We start from the raw sequence: 25,370 nt of genomic DNA, 5'->3' as shown, positions 1-25,370 counted from the left end.
GAGCTTATAAAATATGACAGAATAGCAGGTAGAAATGACATCACCATAAAAATAAAATATCATATTAGCCCTCTCCAATATCTATATCTAGGCAATCACTCAATGAAATTTCAAGATTTATTTAAAATTGCACCTGTCACACTCCTATTACTGATTAGTTTTATCACTCTATTTATATTTCAAGTTCTTACTGGCGTGAGTATTGATAATCCTTCTGCCCAAGATCTGATTAAGTGGGGCGCAAATGTTCTACCTCTTAGTATGGGCTATGAGCCGTGGCGCTTGTTAAGTAGTGCCTTTTTGCATATTGGTTTGATGCATTTATTATTTAATGCCTTTGCCCTGTATTTTTTTGGACAAGTTGCTGAGCCAATGTTTGGTCATATTAAGTTTCTTATTATTTTCTTATTATCAGCAGTGGGTGGCAACATACTCAATAACTATTTAGGTTGGCAGTCTCTACTAGATGGCAGTACCACTCTACCTGCAATATCTGCTGGTGCTTCTGGTGGCATCATGGGTATTGGTGCGGCATTGCTCATAGCAACGATATGTAAAATGTCTGTTGCTGGTATGAGATTGAACTTAAAAAGCCTTGCTATGATTATGGGAATCAATTTAATATATGGATTTGCTGTACCTGGTATTGATAATGCAGGACACATTGGTGGTGCATTAGCAGGAGCACTACTCGGGCTTGCCATCGCCCTACCCCATAGCAAGCAGCAAAAAAATATCCAAATCAAAAAATCAGCCTCTATCCCAGTGTGGATTACTGCCATGATTTTAATTATCTTTTTTGGCTGGATATGGCTAGACATTCATCAACAAATAGCATTACACTTAAATTAAATAACTCTAAGGTGATACTCATGTGCTACTCACTTAAAAACACAACAATGTACTCTGCTATTATACTTGCCAGCTTGCTGATGAGCACCACCAATCTCTATGCGGCACCGCTACTATCCAATCAACTTACCAAAGATCCCGATGCCAAGCTTAGCATTGGTATTAATGCCGTAGTGACACAGTCTGCCTATGACACTGATGGCAGCACAGTTGAAATATTGCCCAGTGCTTTTTTTGATAATAACCGCCTATACGCTCGGGGTAATCAGTTTGGTGCTTATGCCATCAATGATGGCACAAACCAATTATCTGCCTTTGTGCAGACCAATGGTACTGCCTTTGATCCTGAAGATGCCAAAGGTAATTTAAATAAACTTGATGAGCGTAAACGTACCATTATTGCAGGGGCAGAATACCTGCGCATCACCCCAATTGGCGGATTTCGAGTACAAGCAGCCCATGATATTGTTGGCGATAGCAAAGGAAATATCGCCCGCCTAAATTATGTTGCAAAATACAGCAATGATCGCCTCACTCTATACCCAACCATTGGAGTTGAGTGGCATGACCGCAAATATAATGATTATTATTATGGAGTGAGTCAAAAAGAGTCAAAGAATTCTGGTGTCAATACCTATGAACCTGACCAAAGTATCAGCCCTTATCTCGCCGTTAGTGCCCATTATGATATCAATGATCACTTTACAGGATTTGCTTATCAAAGCTTAACCTATCTAGCTGATGAACAGTATAACAGCCCTATGGTAGACTCGCATACAGAAGCCAAAACCACTGTGGGATTGTTATATAAATTTTAATAACCCAATCGCTCAAATAAAAAGACTCAGCCTAAACTAGACTGAGTCTTTTTTTATGTTAAGTGGGTAGCAAAACAGCCATAATAAAATTAAAAAAACAACATTAAAAAATTAATAAGTGACCTGAATACTACCTGCATATTGCCACGTTCTAATCACTCGTAGTTCAATAATATCATTCATATCCTCAGTGAACTTACCAAATGGTGCAGATTGTCGTACTGACTCTTTAGCAGCTTCATCAAGAATGGTTGAGCCAGAAGATTCTAGCAAACGTATCGCCTTAACCGTACCATCGTTATTGATAATCACCATTAGACGTACATCACCATAAATCTTTTGCATCTGTGCTTGGGCAGGATAATTTTTGGTTGCCACATTCTCCACATGCTGACGAAACTGTTCTAGATACTGCGCTGCCTTGCCATGCGTAGTAGAGTTACTATCTACTGTTTCAACCTTGGTCTTTTTAGCAAAGACTTGCTGCTGCTGAGACAACTGTGCTTCTAATGTAGCAATCTGTTGTCTAAGGCGTTCTTCTTGCTCCTGTATATCATTTTGCTCATTATCATCTTTGTTGTCATTTTCAGCTTGTACTTGTCGATAGCTTAGAGTGGTACGCAAATAACTGTCCTGATAACGCTGCTGCCTTTGCTGCTGCTGCTGATTAATAATATCTTGGGTATCATTCATATCAGTATCACTCATGGGGCTGATTTGAGTGGTTTCTAAGCGTAATTGTTGTCGTACTTGCCCACTGCCTTCTTGCGATGCATTGGCAATAAAATTAGCTTCTTCATTTTCTTGTAAATTTTGCGTTAGTACAGTTGCCACCTCTTGTACTTTGTCTGCTGGATTGACACCTGCAGAAAAAGTAATGCCCCAAATAATCACAACATGTACAGCGATTGCAACAATGGCTGCAAACGGCAAAGCATAATCCCGCTCTGGCTTTTGAGCAGAAAAATGATAACTGTGTGAATCTTTAATATGCACCATCAAATATCTCTTTGCCACGCAATAATTTTGCTACTAAAATTAATCTAGCTTATGATACCATGAAGTGCTCAGATGTCACATATTCACACACATTCTGCTAGCAACTTTGCTACAATTAGCGCGCTTGAATAGGGGTGATGAGCACCATACATTCTAAGGCATTTAATCTACAATTTCTGATTTAGTTTTGTTGTAGAACGCCTTAAATAAATAGCTATTGTCTATTTTATAGCATACATCATCTATATTGACATGGTTTTTATCATTTCACCTAATATCATTTTTATAAAACAAATTTATAAAACAAAGTTAATTTAATAACGATACACAAAAATAATAAGTGCATACAAACAAGTTCTAGCATATAGACTGCATGCTCTTATAAACTTTGTGCTGATTGTTGAAATGACATCACAAATACAAGGATCTACTCGGTGCAAGACACACAGCCCTTTATAGATACAGTCTCTGATAATCTCAATGATACTTGGCAACAGGTCATCTCTAAGATAAAAAGTGTATATGACAAAGCATCTGATATGATAGATGACGAATTCGCACTGCCTATCAGCCAAAAACATGTCAACGAAGCCCTACAAAAATTTGTGACTAATAATGTAGAGGCCATCTTAGAGCTACGTGTTGAGCTACATGATGGTTGGTTTCGTTTATTTTGTACCATTGAAGCAGTGGGTATCTATGCCGAAGTTGCCAGTAATTTTGGACTTGTGCAAGTACAAATAGACCAAAATGTACAACGCTTTGTGTTTGCACAGCAGACCTATACCGATGTATTACAGCTACGTTGTCAATCTTTTTTAAAGCGTCAAGCCATTAATGCACTGATTTGGTTTTATCATCGTGTACTCAAAAAAGATCCGCTTGGTTTTATTCTCAGCTACATCAATATCGCTAAGCCAAAAGACAATATCATTTATCTAGATATCCATCGCTGGCTAAAGAAAAACGAAAAAATCATGAGCACCTTACATAAATTCCATGTAAATTATGCTGAGGTTGAAGAAGAGCAATTGCTACTCAAATCACAAGTTAAAATCAAAAATCTATTTATAAACAGTAGCGGTGAAGACATTTTGACACCAAGAGATGAACCTGAACTGATGGACGGCCCTATCAATCCCATTAGCGATGCAACTGATCCAAGTCAAGCCTAATCAGTTTAGCCAGTGTCAATGCTCGTATCGCTTTATATAATATAACTGCTTCCATGACTTAAGAGAAGATTGTGAAGAGAGTATATATCAATTTAATCAATTAAGTTTAGATTAGGATAATACTGATAGCATCATATCAAAGGTGATAAGCATAAGCATCTTACCCATTACCAGTAATTTTCTACGGCAATATTACCCTCACCACGACGATTCATCGTTAGTCCCATCTGCTTTAGGGTTTCTTTGGTATCCTCTACCATTTGTGGATTACCACACAACATCACATGAGAGCTATTAACATCTAATGATAAGCCTACTTTATCTTCTAGCACACCGCTTAGCAATAGTTTTGGTAAACGCTTAGATAACGCACCATCAACTGCTTCACGGGTGACAATAGGTACAAAGGTGAATTTGGCGGGTGACTCTACAAGCTCAGTAAAATCTGCGGTAATTTGCTTTATTTTTTCAACATAAGCAAGTTCAGACTCAGTACGCACACTATATGCCAGTATGATGTGCTCATAATCTTGCCAAGTTTTTATGTCTTGTAACATGGATAAAAAAGGCGCGATGCCTGTTCCTGTTGCTAACAGCCATAAATCTTTGGGTAGTGGTGCTTGATAGCGAGCCAACGTCAAAAAACCAAAAGCAGTGGTATTGAGCAGCAACTCATCGCCCACTTGCAAGTGCTGTAATTGTGAGGTAAATGCACCATCAGCAATAACTATCGAGAAAAACTCTATCACTTCATCATAAGGTGAGGAGACGATTGAATAAGCTCGAAAAATATCACTATTGGCAGGCAACCATATACTGTTTGCTAATACTTGCTGCCTATCTATGTCATGCCAATTATTAAGTTTCGTACTTAATTTCATTCGCTTATAGTAAGCCAAATGAGAGGGATTAACCCCCAAACGCACAAACTGCCCTGCGGTAAACTTAAAACTTTGCGGGCGAGTAACAGTAAAACTAAATAGCTTGGGCGTCCATGTGGTCTTGGACAATACAGTGACAGAAGCGATACTATTACTCATAATGTGACTCGGCTTATTATTAAACAATAAATGATCAGGAGAAAAAAGATAACACTAATACCAATTAGCTAAGATAGCTTATCTTAATCAAACTTGCTTAGTCTACTATTTGTAGTACTTGCTCTCATTTTTCTTGATATGTTAATTAATCAAAATGGTATTATAAAAATAATAGATACGCCACTCTCAACTTATAAAACCCCCTCCTAACCTCCCCCTTCAAAAGGAGGAGAAACTGGTTTTTAAGTCCTCCCCTTACTTCAAGGGGAAGGTTTGGGAGGGGTCATATATGATTTTATAAAATAAAGTTAAGAGTGGGGTTAATAGATAAAAAATTAACCATAAAAAAGAGACACTCAGTTTAACATAAACTGAGTGTCTCTTTTACATAATAGCCAACTGACTATTTATGATTTAGTCATGTTTTGGTTTGACTAACTTTTACCAAAGCCTTGCCTGTTCAGCCCACAGGATAAGATCACTTGGTAGTACACCAAAGTAGATGACCACTAACGTAACAATCATCACCATCATACCCCCTGCTTGCGCACCCCAATGACTCATCGCATCAAAGTGGATATGCTCTTTTGGACGCTTAAATAAAGTCAGCATAACCCGCAAATAGTAATACAAACCAATGGCACTACCCACAACAATCATAATGGCTAAAAACCACTGCTGATCTTGAACTGCTGAAAGAATGGCAAAAAACTTAGTAATAAATCCAGCCGTTAATGGCACACCTGCCAATGACAACAGCATGATGGTCATCATACCTGTCATCACAGGACGACGCCAAAACAACCCTTGATAATATCTTAGCTCATCTGCCTCACCTTTATCCTGATAAGGGCTAGACATTAAAGTAATGACACCAAAAGCACCAATAGAAGTTAAGGCATACATTGCCATATACATATTACTGATCACCACTGCACCACCACCCACACTAACAATGGCAATCAGCACATAGCCCATGTGTGCAATCGATGAGTAACCCAGTAAACGTTTTAAATTGGTTTGACGAATGGCTAATAAGTTACCTGCTAAAATCGATAGTGTTGCTATGATCATAATCAGCAATTGCACACTTTCTAATGCCAATACAGCTGAATCTAGCAAAAAGCGCAGTGCCAATCCCATCATAGCAACTTTACTAACCGATGCCAGATAAGTGGCAACAGGAGCAGGTGCGCCCTCATAAACATCTGGCGTCCATGTGTGAAAAGGGGCAGCTGATAATTTAAAGGCAATGGCAAAAAACATCATCGCTGCACCCAATATCATTAATGGCGCAGTTAATAACTCAGGTAACACCTTGCTAATCTGAGTAAAGTCTAATGTGCCTGTAGCAGCATAAATAAATGCCATACCCATCAGCAAAGTTGCTGATGCTGTTGCAGATAACACCAAATACTTCAAACCAGACTCTAACGAATGCTGGCGCATAAAAGTATATGCCAACATGCCATATAAAGGTACAGATAACAACTCAAGACTGACAAAAAATGAGGCCAAATTATGTGCACATACCATCAACATTGCGCCAATGGTAGATAATAACATTAATAAATATAGCTCTTCTTTTTGGTCTTGAAAGCTACGCATATAGGCATAGGTTAAGGTAAAGCACGCCAGTGATGACACTAAAATCACCACCATATTAAACTGAGCAAAAGGATCAACAATAAACATTGGATCAACGACTACGTTAGATGGCAAAGCAATCCAACCAAGAATTTGTCCCATTAATACTGCCAATGCAATATTTAATCCCAGCACACTGATTGTGCCCGCCAAGAAATGTATGCGTTTAATAGCTATTGCTATCATCAGCACCAATACCGTCAATACCACAATAATAATAGGTGCAAATGGCATCAGACTATCGACGTTAATCATCGCTAATTCATTCATGAGTTAACGTCCCTCCCCGACGGTTAATGTCATCACTTGCTGATTAACATAAGCATCATTAATCCATTGCATGCTTTGACTTGAAACATCTAAAACTTGTTGTGGAAACAATCCTAACCAAACCAATCCTGCTGCCAAAATCAATAATAATGCCAATTCACGTTTGTTTAAATCATACAATAATCGGCGTGATTTCACCGTAGCATGTGTGGCTGTCTGTGTTTGTAACTGTGGCTCGTCATCATGAGCAGAACTTGCCAAAGCGACTTGCGATCCTTCTAAATTCTCAGCAGATTCAAATTTTGCCGGTTTACCAAATAAAGCTTGGTAAATGAGTATCAAAGAATACAAGCCTGCCCATACCAAACTAAAGGTTGCTAATATGACAAATAAAGGATAAATCTCAAATGCGCCCAATAAAATCATGAACTCACCAACGAAGTTACCCGTACCTGGTATGCCAAGTAGTGCGGCACAAAAGAACATTAAAATAGCAGGGTAATAACGTAGCTGTCCCCACATACCGCCCATCACTCGTAAATCACGGGTGTGCAAACGCTCATAAAGCTGACCTGCCATAATAAATAACGCCGCAGAAGACAAGCCGTGCGCTAACATTTGTACCATCAACCCTTGTAAGCTGATTAAAGTACCTGCATAAATTGCTAAAACCACAAAACCCATGTGCGACACACTGGTATATGCCAATAGACGCTTTAGATCCGTTTGCACAAAAGCAAGCCATGCACCATAGAAAATACCAATCGTACCTAAGGTTATTGCAATTGGTGCAAACTCCTGTGAAGCGACTGGAAATAACGGCAACACAAAGCGCAGCAAACCATAAGCGGCTGTCTTAATCAAAATACCTGCCAAATCCACTGAACCAGCAGTTGGTGCTTGTGCATGTGCATCAGGTAACCAACCATGAAATGGCATCACAGGTAGCTTAACGGCAAAGCCAATAAAAAAGCACAGCATGATGGGATATTCCCAATCACCAAGTGGCGTACCTAATAGATCGTTATAGTTAAAACTAACCTGATGGGTATATTGGTAATTGATAATCACCAAACTTAATATACCAATAAGCATAATCAAACCAGAGGCTTGGGTATAAATAAAGAATTTTGTTGCTGCATATTCCTTGGTTTTACCACCAACAATATTGTGTCCCCAAATGGCAATCAAAAAGTAGATGGGTACCAGCATCATCTCCCAAAAGAAGAAGAATAAAAATAGATCAATAGCTAAAAATACACCAATAACCCCACCCAAACTCCACAATAGATTGAGGTGGAAGAATCCAACACGGCGTTGAATTTCATTCCATGAGCAACCCACTGCCATAATACCAAGCAGTGCTGTTAAAGCCACCATCAATAGTGACAAACCATCTAATGCCAGATGGAAACGAATGCCCATACTCTCAATCCAAGGCATGTCAAACTGCGCAAACCAAGGTAGCCCATCACTCACTGCATAAGTATGCTGACTCATTCCAGCAAATCCACCTTGTTGCCATAATATTAATGACAATATAAAGGTGATAATCATACCAATCAAAGCAACCCAACGTGGTAGGCGTTCATTGATTTTTTCAACCAGCCAGCACAATAGACCTGCAATAAAAGGCACTGCAATGAGTGTCGGCAATATCCAAGAAAGCTGTAATTGAGTCATCTTATACCACCGTCATCATTACAAGCACTAATAATACAGCCATGCCTAGCCCAAAGCTGGCAGCATAACCACGTAACGAGCCTGACTGTGTCGCTACCATCGCTTTGTTTCCAATTGAGGCTAGCATGGGCAATACATTCCATATCTTGTCCACTGGATCGGACTTTAATAAACGTCCAATGAATAAAAAGGGTTTGACAAAAATCCAATCATACAACGCATCAAAGCCCAAACCGTGATAGCACCAATAATAGATTGCACCACCAATACTTGAAGCTTTAAAACGTGCCAATAATCTTCCAGCATTGACCACATAAAGCAAATAAGCCAAGACACCACCTGCCAATGAACACGCTAAAGCAATCAGCTCAGCAGTATGTTTACCATGCGCCTCACCTGCCATTTCTAACACCTGACCCACACTCTCAGGTAATACACCTTGTAGAGGGGGTGTAATCCATGCACCTACAAATGTGGATAGCACTAATAACACCGCTAATGGAATCTGATAAGACAAACCTGATAACTTATGTGCATGGGTTTTTTCTTCACCAAAAAAGGTGAACCAAATCATTCTAAAGGTATACAGCGAAGTCAAAAATGCCCCAAACACACCCATGAAAAATAAAGCTTGATGTCCAGCGGCATAGCTTTCCCACAAGATGGCATCTTTAGAATAATAGCCAATAGTGACCAATGGTACGGCGGCTAATGCCCCACCACCAATGATAAAACTCCAAAATACCAAAGGTATCTTTTTGCGTAGTCCACCCATCTTAAAGATATTTTGCTCATGATGAGTTGCAATAATCACCGCACCAGAAGATAAGAACAATAAGGCTTTAAAGAAAGCATGTGCCATTAAATGAAATATCGCTACCTGCCATGCGCCAACGCCTAATGCCAAAAACATATAACCAATTTGACTCATGGTAGAATATGCCAAAATACGCTTAATATCCGTCTGCGCTAAAGCACAAAAACCAGCCACTACCAATGTAATCGCACCAACAGCCCCCACCCAATACAATAAAATACCGGGTGTAAGGATAAATACAGGGTGCATACGTGCAATCAAATAAACACCCGCTGTTACCATCGTTGCCGCATGAATCAAAGCCGAAACAGGTGTTGGACCTGCCATGGCATCAGCAAGCCATGTATGTAGTGGAATCTGTGCTGATTTACCCATTGCACCACCTACTAACATGGTGGTCGCCAATATCAACGCAGGATTATTCACCTCATACATAGCAGGTGCTTGGGTAATAATTTCTTGAATACCCAAAGTACCAAATTCACGGAACAACAAAAACAAGCCAAATGCTAAAAACACATCACCCACACGGGTTACAGTAAAGGCTTTAATAGCCGCTCGTCCATTGGCACGCTCATGATAATAAAAGCCAATCAATAGATAGGAACAAATCCCCACCCCTTCCCAGCCAAGATATAGCAATAATAAATTGTCTGCCAACACCAATAACAACATACTGGCGACAAACAAGTTCATATAACTAAAAAAGCGAGCATAGCCTGTTTCACCTTGCATATACCATGAAGCAAACAGGTGGATTAAAAAGCCAACACCGGTAATCACCCCGGTCATCGTCAATGCCAAACCATCAAAACTCAAACCAAATGCTGGGGCAAAATCCCCCACTTGCATCCAAGTCCATAACGGTATATTAATCACTGTGCCTGCTGGTTGTGAGGTTAAAAAACTCACTGAAGCAATCAGCGCAGCTAAAGCACTAAGCCCCATACTACCCACACCAATTAAACGAGCAGTATTTTGGCTCAGACGGTCACGCATACTGGCTAAAATTAAAAAGCCAATGAGCGGAAATATAAAGGTCAATGGTAATAAACTCATGGCATTATCCTTTCATCTCATTGGCACTATCGACATCTAAATGACCACGCTTATGATAAAACTGCAATAATATTGCCAGTCCAATCGACGCTTCTGCTGCCGCTAGGGTTAAAATAAATATAAACATCACTTGACCATCAGGACTCACCCAACGGCTACCTGCCACAACAAAGGCTAACGCAGCAGCATTCATCATAATCTCAAGACTCATCAGCATAAACAAAAAGTTACGCCGCACCATCACCCCAGCCAGTCCAATAGCAAATAATATACCTGCTAATGCCAGACCATGCCCCACAGGTATGGTTGTTAGGATTTCAGGTGCTGCTACTGGTTGAGGTGGCACACTTATTTGTTGCTGTATCGCCACATCTTGCCCCAGCTCTACATGTGAAAACGGTGCCTCTGTAGCTGTAGCAGCATCATTGGATAATTGTAATTCAGATTGTGCCATTAACGTCTCTCCTGTGCAGATGAGGATACGTCAAGGTTTTTAGTTTTATTAATATCATCAATGCTGTTGGCAGCATTGTGTTTATCTTTAAACTGCTGTGCATCAACAGAGTGATAAACATAAGGCTCTGCCATTTCTACTGCATTGGTTGCATCATTATCATCGTATTCATGAATACTACCAACTGAAGGCTGAAACTGCTGGCTACTATGGCTAAAGTTCTCATCATCTAATGCTTTTTTACCCAAATGATAAGCAGCCACCAAAGCTGCTAACAAAAGCATTGCCGCCACTTCAACTAATAACAAATATTGAGTAAACAAGCTAATACCAACCTCTGCTGCAGATACAGTGGCCCCAGTCAATACGGCTGCTGATTCACCTGCGTGCTCACTTTGTGTACCCAAACCAATCATCGAAAATAATACCAACGCAATAACTAATGCCAAACCCGTTGGCAACGCCCAAGTTTGCGCTGATAACCAACGCTTTTCTCGTGCTTCATTTGCCATACCCAGATTGAGCATCATAATCACAAACACAAACAGCACTAAAATAGCGCCCGCATAAACAATGATCTCTAATGCACCTGCAAATGGTGCACCTAAGATAAAAAAGATGCCTGCCACTGCCAATAAAGACACTATCATCGATAAAATGGCATGCACAGGATTGGCATGAATAACCACACGCAAACTGGCAATAATCGCCACCAATGCCAAGGCATAAAAGCCAACCATAGAGGCATTATCAAACATATGTAAAAAGGAGGTCATGGTAATAAGCTCCTTAAGTCTACTGGAGGCGCTTCATTTTGCGCTTCTCCTTTTGGCTTCTCAGCAATCGCCATACCAGTTACTCGATAATAGTTATAATCAGGATATTTACCTGGACCTGAAATCAACAGATGCTCTTTGTCATACACCAAGTTTTGACGCACATACTCACCTAGCTCAAAATCGGGCGTCATTTGAATCGCTGTTGTGGGGCAGGCTTCTTCGCACATGCCACAAAAAATACAACGAGAAAAATTAATACGGAAAAATTCTGGATACCAACGTCCGTCTTCACGCTCTGCTTTTTGTAATGAGATACAACCAACAGGACATGCTACCGCACACAAGTTACATGCCACACAACGCTCGTCCCCATCTGGATCTCGAGTTAACACAATGCGTCCACGAAATCTAGGTGGCACAGGAACAGGCTGTTCAGGATACAAAATGGTATCCCGAGGTCGTAGGGCATGACTATTGACCATCCACATTGAGCGGATAATGGTAAAAATACCAATGACCGTTTTTTTCAAGGTTTTTAACATATTCATTCTCTCCTTGGGGACGCTGTCTTTTGATTAATTGGTCATCAAAATAACCGCAGCGGTCAGCAGCAAATTTACTAAAGTAACAGGCAGACACACCTTCCAACCAAAGTTCATCACTTGGTCATAGCGTGGGCGCATCAATGACCCCCTCGCCAATACAAACATGGTCATAAAAAATAACGTCTTAATCATAAACCAAAAAGCAGGGGGTAATATGGTAAAGCCTGTATCAATAAGTGGCATCCAGCCTCCAAAAAACAGACAAGTCATCAATGCAGAAATCAACACCACATTGACATACTCACCAATAAAGAACATACCAAACTTCATACCCGAATATTCAACATGATACCCTTCAGCAAGCTCTTGCTCTGCTTCTGGCTGATCAAAAGGGTGACGGTGAGTAACAGCAACGCCAGCCACCACAAAAGTCAAAAATCCCAATATTTGTGGAAAAAAGTTCCAATTCCAAAAACCACCTGCTTGTGCTTCTACTATTGCTCGTAGGTTAAAAGATCCAGTCAATGCCACCACACCCATCAATGACAATCCCAAAAATACCTCATAGCTGATAGTTTGCGCAGCAGAACGTAGCCCACCAAGTAATGAGTATTTATTGGCAGACGCCCAACCACCAAACATCACCGCATACACTGCCATACCTGCCATCGCAAAGAAAAACAAGATACCAATATCCCAATCTGCCACCCCAAACGTTGGTGACACTGGAATAATGACAAACGATGCCAATGCCGTAAACATGGCAATGGCAGGTGCTAAGGTAAACATGAACTTATCAGTAAATTTTGGCGTCCAGTCTTCTTTAAAGAAGATTTTGAGCATATCTGCTACTAACTGTAATGAGCCAAAAGGCCCAACACGATTCGGACCATAACGGTCTTGCCATAACGCCAACATGCGCCGCTCATAGATAATCATCATCGCCGCCACCAGCACAATGACCAAAAAAATGACCAATGCTTGAGCAACCATAAAAAGGATTGACCACATCTCATAGCTTAGGCTACCTGCCAAAAATGTGGGTACATCAGGAATAATACGAGTTACTTGCATGTCATACCTCCTGCGTCGTCACTGATGACTGCGATGAGTTATGCAGCATATTCTCATGCTCACTCGTCAACTCAGATGCCAACACTTCGCTTGGCTCTTGTTGTACGGGTGGATCTATTTTTGTGACTGAAGCGGGTAAATTAGGATGAATAATTGGAACTTGTCCGACAGGATAACCAATACAACCTTCAGCTAAATAATCAACAATATGCACAGGTAACTCAATACGAATACCATCTGTTGCAATGGCTAACCAATCCCCTTCCGCCACTTGCCAAAAAGCGGCATCTTCTGCGGCAATGGTAAAGACAGCCGTTGGTAATTGTGCAGCAATCAAGGGACTGCGTGTTGCCATCGCTGACTTAGCAAAAATATTGTATACAGGCACAAGTTTTGCGCGACCTTGGAAAATACTGGTTTTTATAGGATAGCTTGGCTCGGGTGCGACATATTCTCGCTTGGGCAGACGCTGCTCATCGGGCAGTAAATCAAACAAACGCACACCTGGATCGCCTTGTTTTAAGTGACCGCCTACTTTATCTTGATATTTATTCCATGCTTGTGGTGAGTTCCACCCTGCTGACCATGCAAATGGAATCATTGAGCTTGGCGTTTTATCACCTGTATAACCCTCCATCGAGAAGGTCAAGCTTGTATCGACATCTTTTGGCTGCATTGGTTCATGCACAGAAATGGGCGCACGCATTGCTGTCCGACCTGAATAGCGACGAGGTTCACGTGCAATCTTTAATCCAGAAATACGATAGTCAGCATTTGGCGCCGCTTGTTTGATGCCTTGCAGTTGTGGATGGGTAGTAATTAAGGCATCGATGACATCATCTAGCTGTGTCCAGTCAATCGGTATTCCAGCCAAACTACATTCGATGGCATGTAACCAACGCCAACCTTCTTTAATACTACTCATCGGGTGATAGTAGCTGCTGTCATAAACTTGGAAGAATCTTTGTGCTCGACCTTCCGCTGATACCAATGTCCCATCTGCTTCAGCAAAACTTGCCGCAGGTAGCACCAAATCCACAAATTGATGCCAACCTAAAAACTGATGATCCAAAGCTATCACCGTTTTATTTTCTAATATTTGTGCCAATTTCTCGACACTAAGCGCATCGGTTAATTGATTTTCTGCCACCACCACCACATCATAATCACTGGCTAATAAGCTCTCTACTGGCTGCCCACCAAGCAAACTTACCCCAATACTATTGGCATCAGGAACGGTGAGATAAATACTGGCTTGCTGTTTATAAGCAGTATTTTCTTGTTTCAGCTCCAGCTTTTCATCAGGCTTACGCTCTACATGGCTCTGCTTATCTGTACCAATCTCTGGCTTAGTAGGTTTGGCACCTAACTCTTTATCTTCTGCTGGCTGCTGTTGTTGCGCCCGCACACGTGCATTATGCACTTCAATATGTTCAAGCTCAGTTGCCTTAATCTTCTCTCGCTTATTGGTTAATGCTTGCGTAATTGCAGCAGCCGCTTCAATTAGGGTAACATTAAATAAACTTGTCCCTGAGACTACCAATGGTTGGTTAGCTGTTACTAAATCATACGCAATTTGCTTGGCTAATGAACTCATGGCATCTTGCGACTGATTTTTTTGTGATTGCGCTTGTTGAGCGTGATCATCTGCTGCGTTTGTAGCCGTCAACTCACTTTGCTGAGCCATATCATGGTGAGGATCAGTAGTTTGTGTCTCTGAGGTTGCTGTTGGTGGCTCAATATCTTCAATATCGTCTGCTAAGTTTGTAATGGCATCGGCAATGGCATAGCTCAGTTTAATAATGTCTTCCGGTGTTGCCACACAGCTGACTTTACTAATATCATCAAGTTTGGTTTGCACCACATCAACCACATACACAGGGCTATATTCTTTTTGTCCAATGCGCTGCACAGGCTCGGCTAGCCACTCTTGTGTTTTTAGGGCAGCTGCCATGGCAACAGCTTTATTTTTGGCTGCTTGACGCACTGCCAAAGCCACTCTGGAAGCGGTTTGGGTAATGTCTTCACCCAATATCAATACTGCATCATGCTTTTCGATGTCAGTCATGCTTGGATTACGGATATTTTCGGTAGATAAAATCTCAATACATTTATCTACCAACTGCTGTTGCTGTGTATTTAATCCTGTTGAAAAACGATCAAATCCCACCAGTTTTTTTAGCGCAAAATTGGTCTCTAAACTGGCTCGTGGTGATCCAATACCAATCACCCGCTTACCTTGCAAACGCTTAATGGCTTCATCTAAAGCATAATCAATATTGATTTTTACGTGTTTATCATTGATACGCTCTAAGGCTTGAATCGGACGATCATCACGATTGACATAACCATAACCAAACCGTCCTAAATCGCAAAGGAAATAACGATTCACCTCACCATTGTAGCGATTTTCAATACGGCGTAGCTCGCCATAGCGCTCACCTGGTGAAATATTGCAGCCAGCAGAACAACCATGACAAATACTTGGCGCATATTGCATGTCCCATTTACGGTTATAGCGGCTTGAATGGGTTTTGTCGGTAAATACACCTGTGGGACAAACTTCGGTTAAATTACCCGAGAATTCACTTTCAAACTGTCCATCTTTATCACGACCAAAATAGACACGATTGTTAGACGCATAGACGCCCAGATCTTCACCACCTGCATAATCTTTATAAAAACGCACACAACGATAGCAAGCAATACAACGGTTCATCTCATGGGCAATAAAAGGCCCTAGCTCTTGGTTTTGGTGTGTACGTTTGGTAAAGCGATAACGACGACGATTATGCCCAGACATATAAGTCATGTCTTGCAAATGACAGTGTCCACCCTCTTCACAAGTAGGACAATCATGGGGGTGATTGGTCATCAAAAACTCAACAATTGACTGCCGAAACGCTTTGGCTTCTTTATCATCAATTGAAATATACATATCATCAGTTGGTGCGACCATACATGACATCACCAATCGACCACGTCCAGACTCCATGTCCTCTTTATTATTAAACTGCTTTACCGCACACTGACGGCACGACCCAACTGAGCCTAGGGCAGGATGATAACAAAAATAAGGCACATCAATGCCTAATGACAGACACGCTTGCAATAGATTGTCTGCACCATCGACTTCAACTGTTTTTCCATCAATATGAATGACTGCCATTTGCATCTCTCTGTTTATCTAAATTTGTCATTCTGACTTAGACGTAACCCTGTTATTTTATGGTGTGTCTAATACTATAAATCACAAATATTGTTTTGCTTACTATGTTTTACTGCTTTGCCAAACTCTCAGCGACCAATTCCGACGCTATTAACGCCTCATTGACTATCGAAGTATCACTGCTTTTGAGTGCTTCTCGCGGTACAACTGCCTGAAGTATTTTGTCTTCAAACTCAGGGCGAAAATATTTAAGCGCACTCATCAAAGGCTCCATTGCACCAGGCGCATGCGCACAAAATGTCTTACCAAGCCATAAGTTACGAGTCAGTTCTTGTAGCTTATCAATGTCTCCCATCTGCCCTTGACCCTTTTCGATGGCAGTTAAGATTTTTACGCCCCAAGGTAGTCCATCACGACAAGGTGTGCACCAACCACAAGATTCTCGCTGAAAAAATGTCTCTAAATTACGTAACAATGCCACCATATCTTGGTTTTTATCGACCACCATAATCAGCCCAGTACCCATACGACTACCTGCTTTTTGAATGGCGTCAAAATCCATGGGTGTGTCTAAATGTTCAGGGGTTAAAAAGTCGGTTGATGCCCCACCTGGCAACCATGCCTTAAGAATTAACCCCTCTTTCATACCACCAGCAAAATCTTCAATGATATTGCGCGCGCTATAACCAAATGGTAATTCCCATAACCCTGGATCATTTACCAAGCCTGAGCAACCAAAAATCTTAGTCCCAGGTGTCTCACTGCGTCCAACACTCTTTGGCAAATTCTGATACCAATCCACACCATTGATCAATATCGCTGGCATATTATTGAGAGTTTCAACGTTATTAACCACGGTTGGACGACCCCAAGCTCCTGATATCTGTGGAAATGGTGGCTTGGTACGAGGATTGGCACGGCGACCTTCTAAACAGTTAATCAATGCCGTCTCTTCACCACAAATATAACGTCCTGCGCCCGTATGTACATGCAAATCAAAACTAAAATCAGAACCTAAAACATGATCACCCAACAGATTATTTGCCAATAATTCATCAATGGCACGCATTAAACGCTCAGCGGCCAAAATATATTCACCACGAATAAAGATGTAACCTGCAGTTGCACCAATGGCATAGGCAGTAATTAACATGCCTTCGATAAGCTGAAATGGCAGACGCTCCATAAGTAGGCGGTCTTTAAAAGTACCCGGCTCCATTTCATCAGCATTGCAAATAAGATAACGCGGGCCACCATCTGGTGGAGACATAAATGTCCATTTGAGACCTGCATTAAAGCCTGCACCACCACGACCACGTACATTGGCCGCTTTGATCATATCACCCACTTCTTTAGGCGTTTTGGCTAAGGCATTTTTTAAACCTTCAAAACCTCGCAAAGATTCATATGTCTGTAAATCGAGCACTGCATCATGATGTGCCAAACGCCATGTCAAAGGTTTGGTCTCAATGGTAGCAGTGGCAGCATCACCATAAATGGGGATACGTTGACGATTAAGCTGGCTCGGGGCTTTACCCGACTGGCGTTGTGTAAGCTGTTCGGCGACGGTTAAACTCATGCGTATAGCTCCAATAATTGTGCCACTTCATCAGGCTGAACAGGGCCATAAGTGTCTTCATCAATCAATACCGCTGGCCCTTTATCACAGTTGCCTAGGCAGCATATCGGTAACAAAGTGAATCTGCCATCACTGGTTGTCTGACCATACTCAATACCCAACTGATTTTTTAGCTCAGCGGCAAGTGCCTCATATCCAGTTAAATAACAAGCGATGGAATCACAAATCAAGATCACATGCCGTCCTACAGGTGAACGATAAATGCGATTAAAAAAGGTAGCAACCCCTTCTATATCAGTCACTGGTACTTGCAAAATATTGGCAATGGCATTGACCTGTGCATCATCAACCCAACCATTGCGCTTTTGCACCAATTTTAGGGCATCTAAAGAAGCTGCTCGTGACTGCGGATAATGATGCATATATTCATGAATCCCTGCAATCTCTTGTGCCGTCAAAATTTTGCTCACATCAACACTTGGGGTTTTGTCGGTCACAATTCTCATGACAACCTTCCTTTCATGGCAAACTTTCTTTTATAAATTAAGCTAAAGGTAATAACTACACTAAAACGACGAACATGGCGCAACCAATACCGATATAAAAAATTCTTTTATATCAGCGATCTGTATCCGCCATCACAATATCAATCGACGCCAAATAAATAATCAAATCTGAAACCAAACTGCCATTAATCACTGACGGCATCTGCTGCAAATGCGCAAATGTTGGCGTGCGTATGCGCGTACGATAACTCATGGTGGATTTGTCTGAAGTGATATAATAGCTATTGATACCTTTGGTCGCTTCTACCATCATTGATGATTCACCAGCGGGCATCACAGGACCCCACGATACAGAGATAAAGTGATTAATTAACGTCTCAATATCATTTAATGTGCGATCTTTTGGCGGTGGCACTGCCAATGGATGATCGGCTTTATAAGGACCTTCGGGCATATTATCCAAACACTGGCGAATGATGCGTAATGACTGGCGAATCTCTTCAATTTTTACCAAACAGCGGTCATAAGCATCACCGTTATAAAATACGGGCACTTCAAAATCAAAGTTTTCGTAACCCATATAAGGACGTGCTTTACGTAGATCAAACTCCACACCTGTTGCACGTAAACCTGCACCTGTAACACCCCAAGCCAATGCTTGTTTGGCATCATATTGAGCAACATTTTGTGTGCGTGCTTTTAGTACTGAGTTTTTCATCGCTGCTTTGACATATTCATCAAGCCGTTTTGGCATCCAGTCCAAAAACTCACGCACCAAACGGTGCCAGCCACGAGGTAAGTCATGCGCTGTACCACCGATACGGAACCAAGCAGGGTGCATACGATAACCTGTGACTGCTTCAATCACATCATAAGCTTTTTGGCGATCGGTAAACATATAGAATACAGGCGTCATACCACCAGCATCTTGAATAAACGTACCAAAATATAACAAGTTATTGGTGATACGGAAAAACTCACTCATCATGATGCGAATGGTTTGTGCTCTATCAGGCACCTTAATGCCTGCCAGTTTTTCAACCGACATCACATAGGGCAGCTCATTCATCACCCCACCCAAATAATCAATGCGATCGGTATAAGGAATGAATGAATGCCACGTCTGACGCTCAGCCATTTTTTCTGCACCGCGATGGTGATAACCAATATCTGGAATACAATCAATGACTTCTTCACCATCGAGCTGTAGTACTAAGCGAAATGCACCGTGTGCAGAGGGGTGGTTTGGCCCGAGGTTCAAAAACATAAAGTCTTCATCACGACCCGAGCGTTTCATACCCCACTCTTCAGGTACAAAACGCAAGTTTTCTTGCTCAAACTGCTGCTTAGCTGCATTCAAAAAATAGGGAGTAAATTCGGTTGCACGTGCATGATATTCTTTACGTAGAGGGTGTCCTTCCCAATATTTTGGTAATAAAATACGGGTTAAATGTGGATGCCCATCAAAGACAATGCCAAACATATCCCATACTTCACGCTCATACCAATTGGCATTTGGCCAGATCTTGGTGGCTGTTGGCGTATTTAAATCACCTTCTTTTAATGCCACTTTTACCCGAATATCAGAGTTACGCTCAAGTGACATTAAATGATAAAACACAGTAAAGTCACTGTCTGGTAAGCCTTGACGATGTTGGCGCAAACGCTCATCAATAGCAGACAAATCAAGCAACATCACATAAGGTTTTGGTAAAGTACGCAAAAACATGAGTACATTGACAACAATATCTCGTCCTACCCAAATAGTCGGAATATCATCTGCCGTTGTTTGCTGAACATATTTTCCAGCAAATTTATGGTTAAGCTCACGCAATACCATTGGCAGAGAATGGGGGTCTGCACTACGATTACCTTGACTGTTCATGTCCATAACCATAAATAAGGCTATCCCTTGTCAACACTTAAATTAAATATCTATTACACATCATCAAGTGATGGTTATAATATCTTTGCTGTTTAAATACTATTTTTTTGCAATGTCCTGTACTTAAATACTATCAGGACTACGTAAATTTCTAACTGCGATGCGATCAGCTTGTTTGCGATCCCGCTCAGGTAACATCTGTGGCTGATAAATGCCTTGATCTTTAACATGAATTCCCAGCGGACGACGCTCTTTACTGATCGACTCTTGTAGGAGCATTAAAGCTTGGATTAATGCTTCAGGGCGCGGTGGACAACCCGGTACATACACATCCACAGGGATAATCTTATCCACCCCTTGTACCACTGAATAGATATCATACATACCACCAGAGTTGGCACACGAACCCATAGATATCACCCATTTAGGCTCCAGCATTTGCTCATATAATCGTTGGATTACAGGTGCCATTTTCATAAAACAAGTACCCGCCACAATCATCACATCTGCCTGACGAGGAGAAGCCCGAATCACCTCTGCGCCAAATCTTGATAAATCGTGTACTGCTGTCAGTGTGGTGGCGTACTCAACATAACAACAAGATGTACCAAAGTTAAATGGCCATAGTGAATGTTTACGCCCCCAATTTGCTGACGCATTTACCATCTCTTCAAGCTTACCCATAAATACATTTTTATTGACTTCTGACTCAATCGGATCATCTACTGTCTGCCGTGTTTGTGCAGGATAGGCATTGGCATCAGGGTTGGCTCGAGTTAAGGTATATTTCATTACTATCACCTATCATAAAATGGCTAAGCATTTATTAATGTCACTATTAATGTCACGAATACGAATTATTGCTGTGATTGCCGTGGCTTACTATTGTTTGGGGTAGCAAAATCTACCGTAGTAATATTACCTGTGGTATTGATATGATCAATATTATTGAGATGGGCACGATTGACTTCGATGTCATTAGACACATTAATTTGTCCAGAAGACTGTGCTGGTACTTTTCCAGTGGGATCAGTATGTAGCTCATCAATACCATTAAATTTGGTAATATCTGCCAAACTAAAGCCTGTTGGAGCAGCATATAGGCGTTCTTTTTTACGTCGCTTATCAGCAGGTGCCCAATTTAAAGCCCCAATACTCAAGGCATAAACTAATCCTACCAATAAATCCACCACAAACGTAGTGACTGTAATAAACCCTGCCCAGCCCACTTCACGTACTGAGACTGCATAAGCATACAAATACAGTGCTTCTAAATCAAAAATAACAAAGAAAATAGCAACCAGATAAAATTTGGCAGATAAACGGATACGTGCATTGCCTGCACCCACGACACCCGACTCAAATATTTCTTCTTTTTGTTGCCCTTGGGAGCGACCACCAAGAAGACGAGGCACAACCAGCATAAAAATAACCAGCCCAATTGCGGCTAGGATAAACGCTAAGGCTGACCAGTTAAAGGCAGACATCATGATAAGTGCTCCTCACGACATTAAAGATGCAATAAGATGTTATCAGTCATGATAATTAAAGACAGCACCAGTAATAGCAGAGGCGTGCGTATAGGAGAGAAAAAACCCACTATATAGGTTAGATACACCATACATCAAAGTGTATGACTCGCTGGCTATAAAGTACGATTTTTGCCTCTCACATAATCACAACATCTTAAATCAACCCTATCTAAAACATAAGTTTGTAAAAGATAATATGTTGATAATATGTTACAAAAGCATCAATCCTAGCAATAACTGGCATAAATTTGAGACACTACTATACTTTTTTTACCACACAAAAGCTAGTTCTTCATTAGAACTTAAAGAAATTCTTTTTTGTTGAAAAAATAAATTTGACTCAAATACCCCCATTATATACAAACATAAAAAATGGTTGCTTATTTTCTTAAGCAACCATAAGTTATGTAAATAACTAGGGATATTGATAATATCTATACTTCTAAACACCCACATAAATACCATGATAATTTAACCTGCCCAGAGTAAAAATGAAGACATCTTCTATGGAAACTAAAGCAAGTCGAAACTTTTTATTACAAAAAATTTAGCTTTCAAAATGCTGCTAAATGACTAACTCACTTTACTAACTACTGGCTAATCACATCAATACCATCTGGTGGGGTAAAAGCAAACTGTGCACTGGAAATATTGGTATTTAATTTTACATTACTAAATTTAATAGATGTTGTCTGTCCCAATGAATCATTTAACACCATCATCACAGGTTTCTTTTTATTAAAGCTAATTGCCAAGCTTTTAAAATTGGCATCACTGGCTTTTGGGTACAAAACATAATAATTCTTACCAGTATTGGGCTGAGTGATTTTAAAGTTATCAGCAATTTTATTAGGATCTCCAGATAGCAATAACGCTGGTGTATTACCCATTTGTTTATCTACATTTTGACGCGTCGCTTGCTTTATGTCTTTATCATAAATCCACAATCTACTACTATTACCCACAATTAACTGCTCAGCAGGTACTTTGGTCTCCCAACGAAACTGATTTGGTCTTTGTACACTCATACTGCCAGAAAAAGTACCATTTTTTGCACCAGAAGCACTACTTGCACCTTGTGTGGTTTGCGAAAAATTGGCAGTCATACTTTTGGTTTTAGCGAGCAACTCATTTAAGCGATTAGCAGCTGTTATATTATCGGCGGCGGCGGCATTGGCTGTTTGACTCACTACCATCATTGGTATAGTAAATAGCGCTGATGCTGATAACACACTTCCTAAAATGGCTTTGCTTATCTTCTTCATCTTCATGTATATCCTTGTAATCTTATTAAAAAATTAAAAATGATATTACTTAGAGCTGTATCACTTATGGCAAAGATTTTGACACTTTTTTTATTGCCTCGCTAGTCTTAAATTGCAACCAACACTACAGCCTTGTAACTCACTGCATCTAAGTGGCAATTAAGGTGACAGACGTTTTATTTTTTTAAAATATACTGAAAAGTATTAAAAAAATTCAACATTAAAAAACCCCAATCATAGATTTATGACTGGGGCTTTTTGTGATAGCTAAAATTTATCTATACAACATATCTATTTATATTATACATAATGCTATAAATAAAATAGTGCATACCATAAATTTTACTGTACAGAAACGTAACGACGGTTGAATTTACCTTTGGTGTCAAATTTAACCACACCATCTACTAGGGCAAACAACGTGTGATCACGACCCATACCCACACCCACACCAGGATGGAATTCAGTACCACGTTGACGTACGATGATGTTACCAGCAACCACGTCTTGACCACCGAATACTTTAACACCTAGCATTTTAGGATTTGAATCACGACCGTTTCGAGTCGAACCTGCGGCTTTTTTATGTGCCATGAGAAAATCTCCTTGTAAATATGACTTATCGTTTATGCATCAAAAGCAAATAGCATTTTAAAATAAAATTAGGCGTTAATTGCTTTAATTTTTAGCAAAGTATACCATTGGCGATGACCTTGCTCTTTATGATAATGCTTACGACGTCTGTGCTTGATGATGCGGATTTTTTCGCCACGACCATGTGCAATGACTTCAGCTTCTACGCTTGCGCCTTCTACAATAGGTTGACCAATTTTGACATCTGAACCATCAACAACCATCAAGACATCTTCAATCTTGATTGTTTCGCCTTTTTCAGCTTTCAATAGCTCAACTTTTAACGTTTCATCGTTAGTGACGCGATGTTGTTTACCACCACTTTTAATGACTGCGTACATCTTAGACTCCGTTTAACCCGTGTGCCGTGGTTACCGTGATGATAACGCTTTTCTAACGAACACGACAGGGAAAAATATTAAAGGCGAGATTCTACGTAATTTTTAGTATAATTGCAAGAGATGATTGCCATCTTGAGCTATGCTATCATACATAGCAAATTGCAAACAACACCATAATAATCATTCATATTAATTAAGTAGCCTCCATGACATCTTCTTCTTTACCAACAACACTTACTACCCTATCTTATGCAGACATCCAATCTATCGTCGCTCAAGATTTTGCTATCATGGATAAACAAGTCTTTGGTAGTCTCAATTCCAAAGTTCAATTGGTGATGAGTGTCTCCCAGCATGTGATTGATGCTGGTGGCAAACGTATGCGCCCACTCATCACCTTATTATGTTCACGCTTATGCGCTGATATGCAGTCAAAGCCTGCCATGCACTTAGCTGCCATTACTGAGATGCTGCATACTGCCACTCTCGTACATGATGATGTCATTGATGAATCAGGACTACGCCGCGGCAAACCAACCGCTAATGCCACATGGGATAATGCCACGGCGGTATTAGTTGGTGACTATTTAATTGCACGTGCGTTTAATTTATTGGTAGGATTTGATAGTCTGCCTTTACTCAAGCTTTTCTCCGATGGCACGTGTGATATTGCTGAAGGTGAAGTATTACAGCTCCAACATCAACATAACCCCAATGCCACAGAAGACGACTATCTACGTATTATTGATGGTAAAACCTCACGTTTATTTATGATGGCAACTCAAGGGGTAGCTATCTTGCATGATAAGCCAGAGCTTATGGAGGCTTTTGCACAGTTTGGACAACACTTTGGTAATGCCTTTCAGATTATAGATGATGTGCTAGATTATAGTGGTGATAGCGCGGTGATGGGTAAAAATCTCGGTGATGATTTAGCAGAGGGTAAACCAACGCTACCCACCATCAAAGCATTAGAAATACTTAAACAACAAAACTCAGAGCACTATAATACCCTACGTATTGCTGTACAAACAGGCAAAACAGAGGATGTGCACTTTGTTATTAATTTAGTACAACAATCTGGTGCATTAGAGTATTGCCGACAACGGGCACTGCAAGAAACAGCCATGGCGCAAGCCGCTTTAGATGCACTGCCTATAGATAATAATAACTGCTATTTACAAGGATTGTGGCAACTAACTGAACTGGCAAGCTCACGTTTGCTATAACTAAAATAAAGTATATTTT

Annotated in this window: 22 protein-coding genes; 4 read left to right on the top strand and 18 right to left on the bottom strand. The window is 40.7% G+C overall.

Translation table 11 applies throughout. The features are described from left to right. Positions 1–102 precede the first annotated feature (102 nt). Together FHK89_RS01720 and FHK89_RS01715 are read left to right on the top strand one after the other, a co-directional pair. Positions 103–852 carry a rhomboid family intramembrane serine protease gene (locus FHK89_RS01720; protein WP_230655978.1) on the top strand — a complete coding sequence of 250 codons (750 nt, stop codon included), beginning with the start codon at positions 103–105 and terminating at the stop codon, positions 850–852. 20 nt (positions 853–872) lie between these two features. Continuing rightward, positions 873–1,670: a MipA/OmpV family protein gene (locus FHK89_RS01715; protein ID WP_230655977.1), complete on the top strand. Its 798-nt coding sequence runs from the start codon at positions 873–875 to the stop codon at positions 1,668–1,670. A gap of 111 nt (positions 1,671–1,781) precedes the next feature. Here the strand turns inward: FHK89_RS01715 and FHK89_RS01710 are convergent, their stop codons facing one another. Further along, positions 1,782–2,669, bottom strand: coding sequence for an energy transducer TonB (locus FHK89_RS01710; protein ID WP_230655975.1), 888 nt, complete (start codon positions 2,667–2,669; stop codon positions 1,782–1,784). Between the two features lie 434 nt (positions 2,670–3,103). On the opposite strand from FHK89_RS01710, the gene FHK89_RS01705 reads away from it, so the two are divergent. Further along, the gene (locus FHK89_RS01705) at positions 3,104–3,844 is read left to right on the top strand and encodes a hypothetical protein (protein ID WP_230655973.1); all 741 of its coding nucleotides are present in this window, start codon (positions 3,104–3,106) and stop codon (positions 3,842–3,844) included. Between the two features lie 167 nt (positions 3,845–4,011). Here FHK89_RS01705 and FHK89_RS01700 read toward each other — a convergent pair whose 3' ends face one another. The 17 genes from FHK89_RS01700 to rplU all read right to left on the bottom strand — a co-directional run bounded on the left by FHK89_RS01700 (position 4,012) and on the right by rplU (position 24,122). After that, positions 4,012–4,884, bottom strand: a complete 873-nt coding sequence (locus tag FHK89_RS01700; protein WP_230655972.1) for a ferredoxin--NADP reductase — start codon at positions 4,882–4,884, stop codon at positions 4,012–4,014. A gap of 441 nt (positions 4,885–5,325) precedes the next feature. Further along, complete coding sequence (locus tag FHK89_RS01695; RefSeq protein WP_230655971.1) at positions 5,326–6,801, bottom strand: NADH-quinone oxidoreductase subunit N; 1,476 nt, start codon at positions 6,799–6,801, stop codon at positions 5,326–5,328. Positions 6,802–6,804: 3 nt separating this feature from the next. Beyond that, positions 6,805–8,484, bottom strand: a complete 1,680-nt coding sequence (gene nuoM / locus FHK89_RS01690; RefSeq protein WP_230655969.1) for an NADH-quinone oxidoreductase subunit M — start codon at positions 8,482–8,484, stop codon at positions 6,805–6,807. A gap of 1 nt (position 8,485) precedes the next feature. Continuing rightward, on the bottom strand, positions 8,486–10,360 hold the full coding sequence (gene nuoL / locus FHK89_RS01685) for an NADH-quinone oxidoreductase subunit L (RefSeq protein WP_230655967.1): 1,875 nt from the start codon (positions 10,358–10,360) through the stop codon (positions 8,486–8,488). 4 nt (positions 10,361–10,364) lie between these two features. After that, positions 10,365–10,664, bottom strand: a complete 300-nt coding sequence (gene nuoK / locus FHK89_RS01680; protein WP_442966547.1) for an NADH-quinone oxidoreductase subunit NuoK — start codon at positions 10,662–10,664, stop codon at positions 10,365–10,367. Positions 10,665–10,813: 149 nt separating this feature from the next. Then, complete coding sequence (nuoJ, locus tag FHK89_RS01675; protein ID WP_230655965.1) at positions 10,814–11,590, bottom strand: NADH-quinone oxidoreductase subunit J; 777 nt, start codon at positions 11,588–11,590, stop codon at positions 10,814–10,816. Beyond that, on the bottom strand, positions 11,587–12,135 hold the full coding sequence (gene nuoI / locus FHK89_RS01670; RefSeq protein WP_230655964.1) for an NADH-quinone oxidoreductase subunit NuoI: 549 nt from the start codon (positions 12,133–12,135) through the stop codon (positions 11,587–11,589). The genes nuoJ and nuoI overlap by 4 nt, the downstream gene beginning before the upstream one ends. 33 nt (positions 12,136–12,168) lie before the next feature. Then, complete coding sequence (gene nuoH / locus FHK89_RS01665) at positions 12,169–13,149, bottom strand: NADH-quinone oxidoreductase subunit NuoH (RefSeq protein WP_442966546.1); 981 nt, start codon at positions 13,147–13,149, stop codon at positions 12,169–12,171. A gap of 64 nt (positions 13,150–13,213) precedes the next feature. Continuing rightward, positions 13,214–16,381 carry an NADH-quinone oxidoreductase subunit NuoG gene (gene nuoG / locus FHK89_RS01660; RefSeq protein ID WP_230655962.1) on the bottom strand — a complete coding sequence of 1,056 codons (3,168 nt, stop codon included), beginning with the start codon at positions 16,379–16,381 and terminating at the stop codon, positions 13,214–13,216. Between the two features lie 109 nt (positions 16,382–16,490). Next, a complete protein-coding gene (gene nuoF / locus FHK89_RS01655; RefSeq protein WP_230655961.1) occupies positions 16,491–17,960 on the bottom strand; it encodes an NADH-quinone oxidoreductase subunit NuoF in 1,470 nt (489 codons plus the stop codon). Next, complete coding sequence (gene nuoE / locus FHK89_RS01650) at positions 17,957–18,466, bottom strand: NADH-quinone oxidoreductase subunit NuoE (RefSeq protein ID WP_230655960.1); 510 nt, start codon at positions 18,464–18,466, stop codon at positions 17,957–17,959. Before nuoE ends, nuoF begins: the two co-directional genes overlap by 4 nt. A 112-nt stretch (positions 18,467–18,578) precedes the next feature. After that, the gene (gene nuoC / locus FHK89_RS01645; RefSeq protein WP_442966545.1) at positions 18,579–20,357 is read right to left on the bottom strand and encodes an NADH-quinone oxidoreductase subunit C/D; all 1,779 of its coding nucleotides are present in this window, start codon (positions 20,355–20,357) and stop codon (positions 18,579–18,581) included. A 117-nt stretch (positions 20,358–20,474) separates the two neighbouring features. Further along, entirely contained in the window at positions 20,475–21,143 is a 669-nt protein-coding gene (locus FHK89_RS01640) for a NuoB/complex I 20 kDa subunit family protein (RefSeq protein WP_230655959.1), read from the bottom strand. 65 nt (positions 21,144–21,208) lie between these two features. Continuing rightward, positions 21,209–21,838: an NADH-quinone oxidoreductase subunit A gene (ndhC, locus tag FHK89_RS01635; protein ID WP_230656042.1), complete on the bottom strand. Its 630-nt coding sequence runs from the start codon at positions 21,836–21,838 to the stop codon at positions 21,209–21,211. Between the two features lie 635 nt (positions 21,839–22,473). Continuing rightward, the gene (gene lolA, locus FHK89_RS01630) at positions 22,474–23,154 is read right to left on the bottom strand and encodes an outer membrane lipoprotein chaperone LolA (RefSeq protein ID WP_442966543.1); all 681 of its coding nucleotides are present in this window, start codon (positions 23,152–23,154) and stop codon (positions 22,474–22,476) included. A gap of 336 nt (positions 23,155–23,490) precedes the next feature. After that, positions 23,491–23,742: a 50S ribosomal protein L27 gene (rpmA, locus tag FHK89_RS01625; RefSeq protein WP_230655957.1), complete on the bottom strand. Its 252-nt coding sequence runs from the start codon at positions 23,740–23,742 to the stop codon at positions 23,491–23,493. Positions 23,743–23,810: 68 nt separating this feature from the next. Then, positions 23,811–24,122, bottom strand: a complete 312-nt coding sequence (gene rplU, locus FHK89_RS01620) for a 50S ribosomal protein L21 (protein ID WP_230655956.1) — start codon at positions 24,120–24,122, stop codon at positions 23,811–23,813. 206 nt (positions 24,123–24,328) lie between these two features. Between rplU and FHK89_RS01615 the strand changes: the two genes are divergently transcribed. Continuing rightward, positions 24,329–25,351, top strand: coding sequence for a polyprenyl synthetase family protein (locus FHK89_RS01615; protein WP_230655955.1), 1,023 nt, complete (start codon positions 24,329–24,331; stop codon positions 25,349–25,351). Positions 25,352–25,370 lie beyond the last annotated feature (19 nt).

Source organism: Psychrobacter sp. I-STPA10 (genome assembly GCF_021012795.1).
Lineage (GTDB): Bacteria > Pseudomonadota > Gammaproteobacteria > Pseudomonadales > Moraxellaceae > Psychrobacter.
The sequence above is the reverse complement of the archived record's forward strand: the minus strand, read 5'-3'. Positions and strand labels throughout refer to the sequence as shown.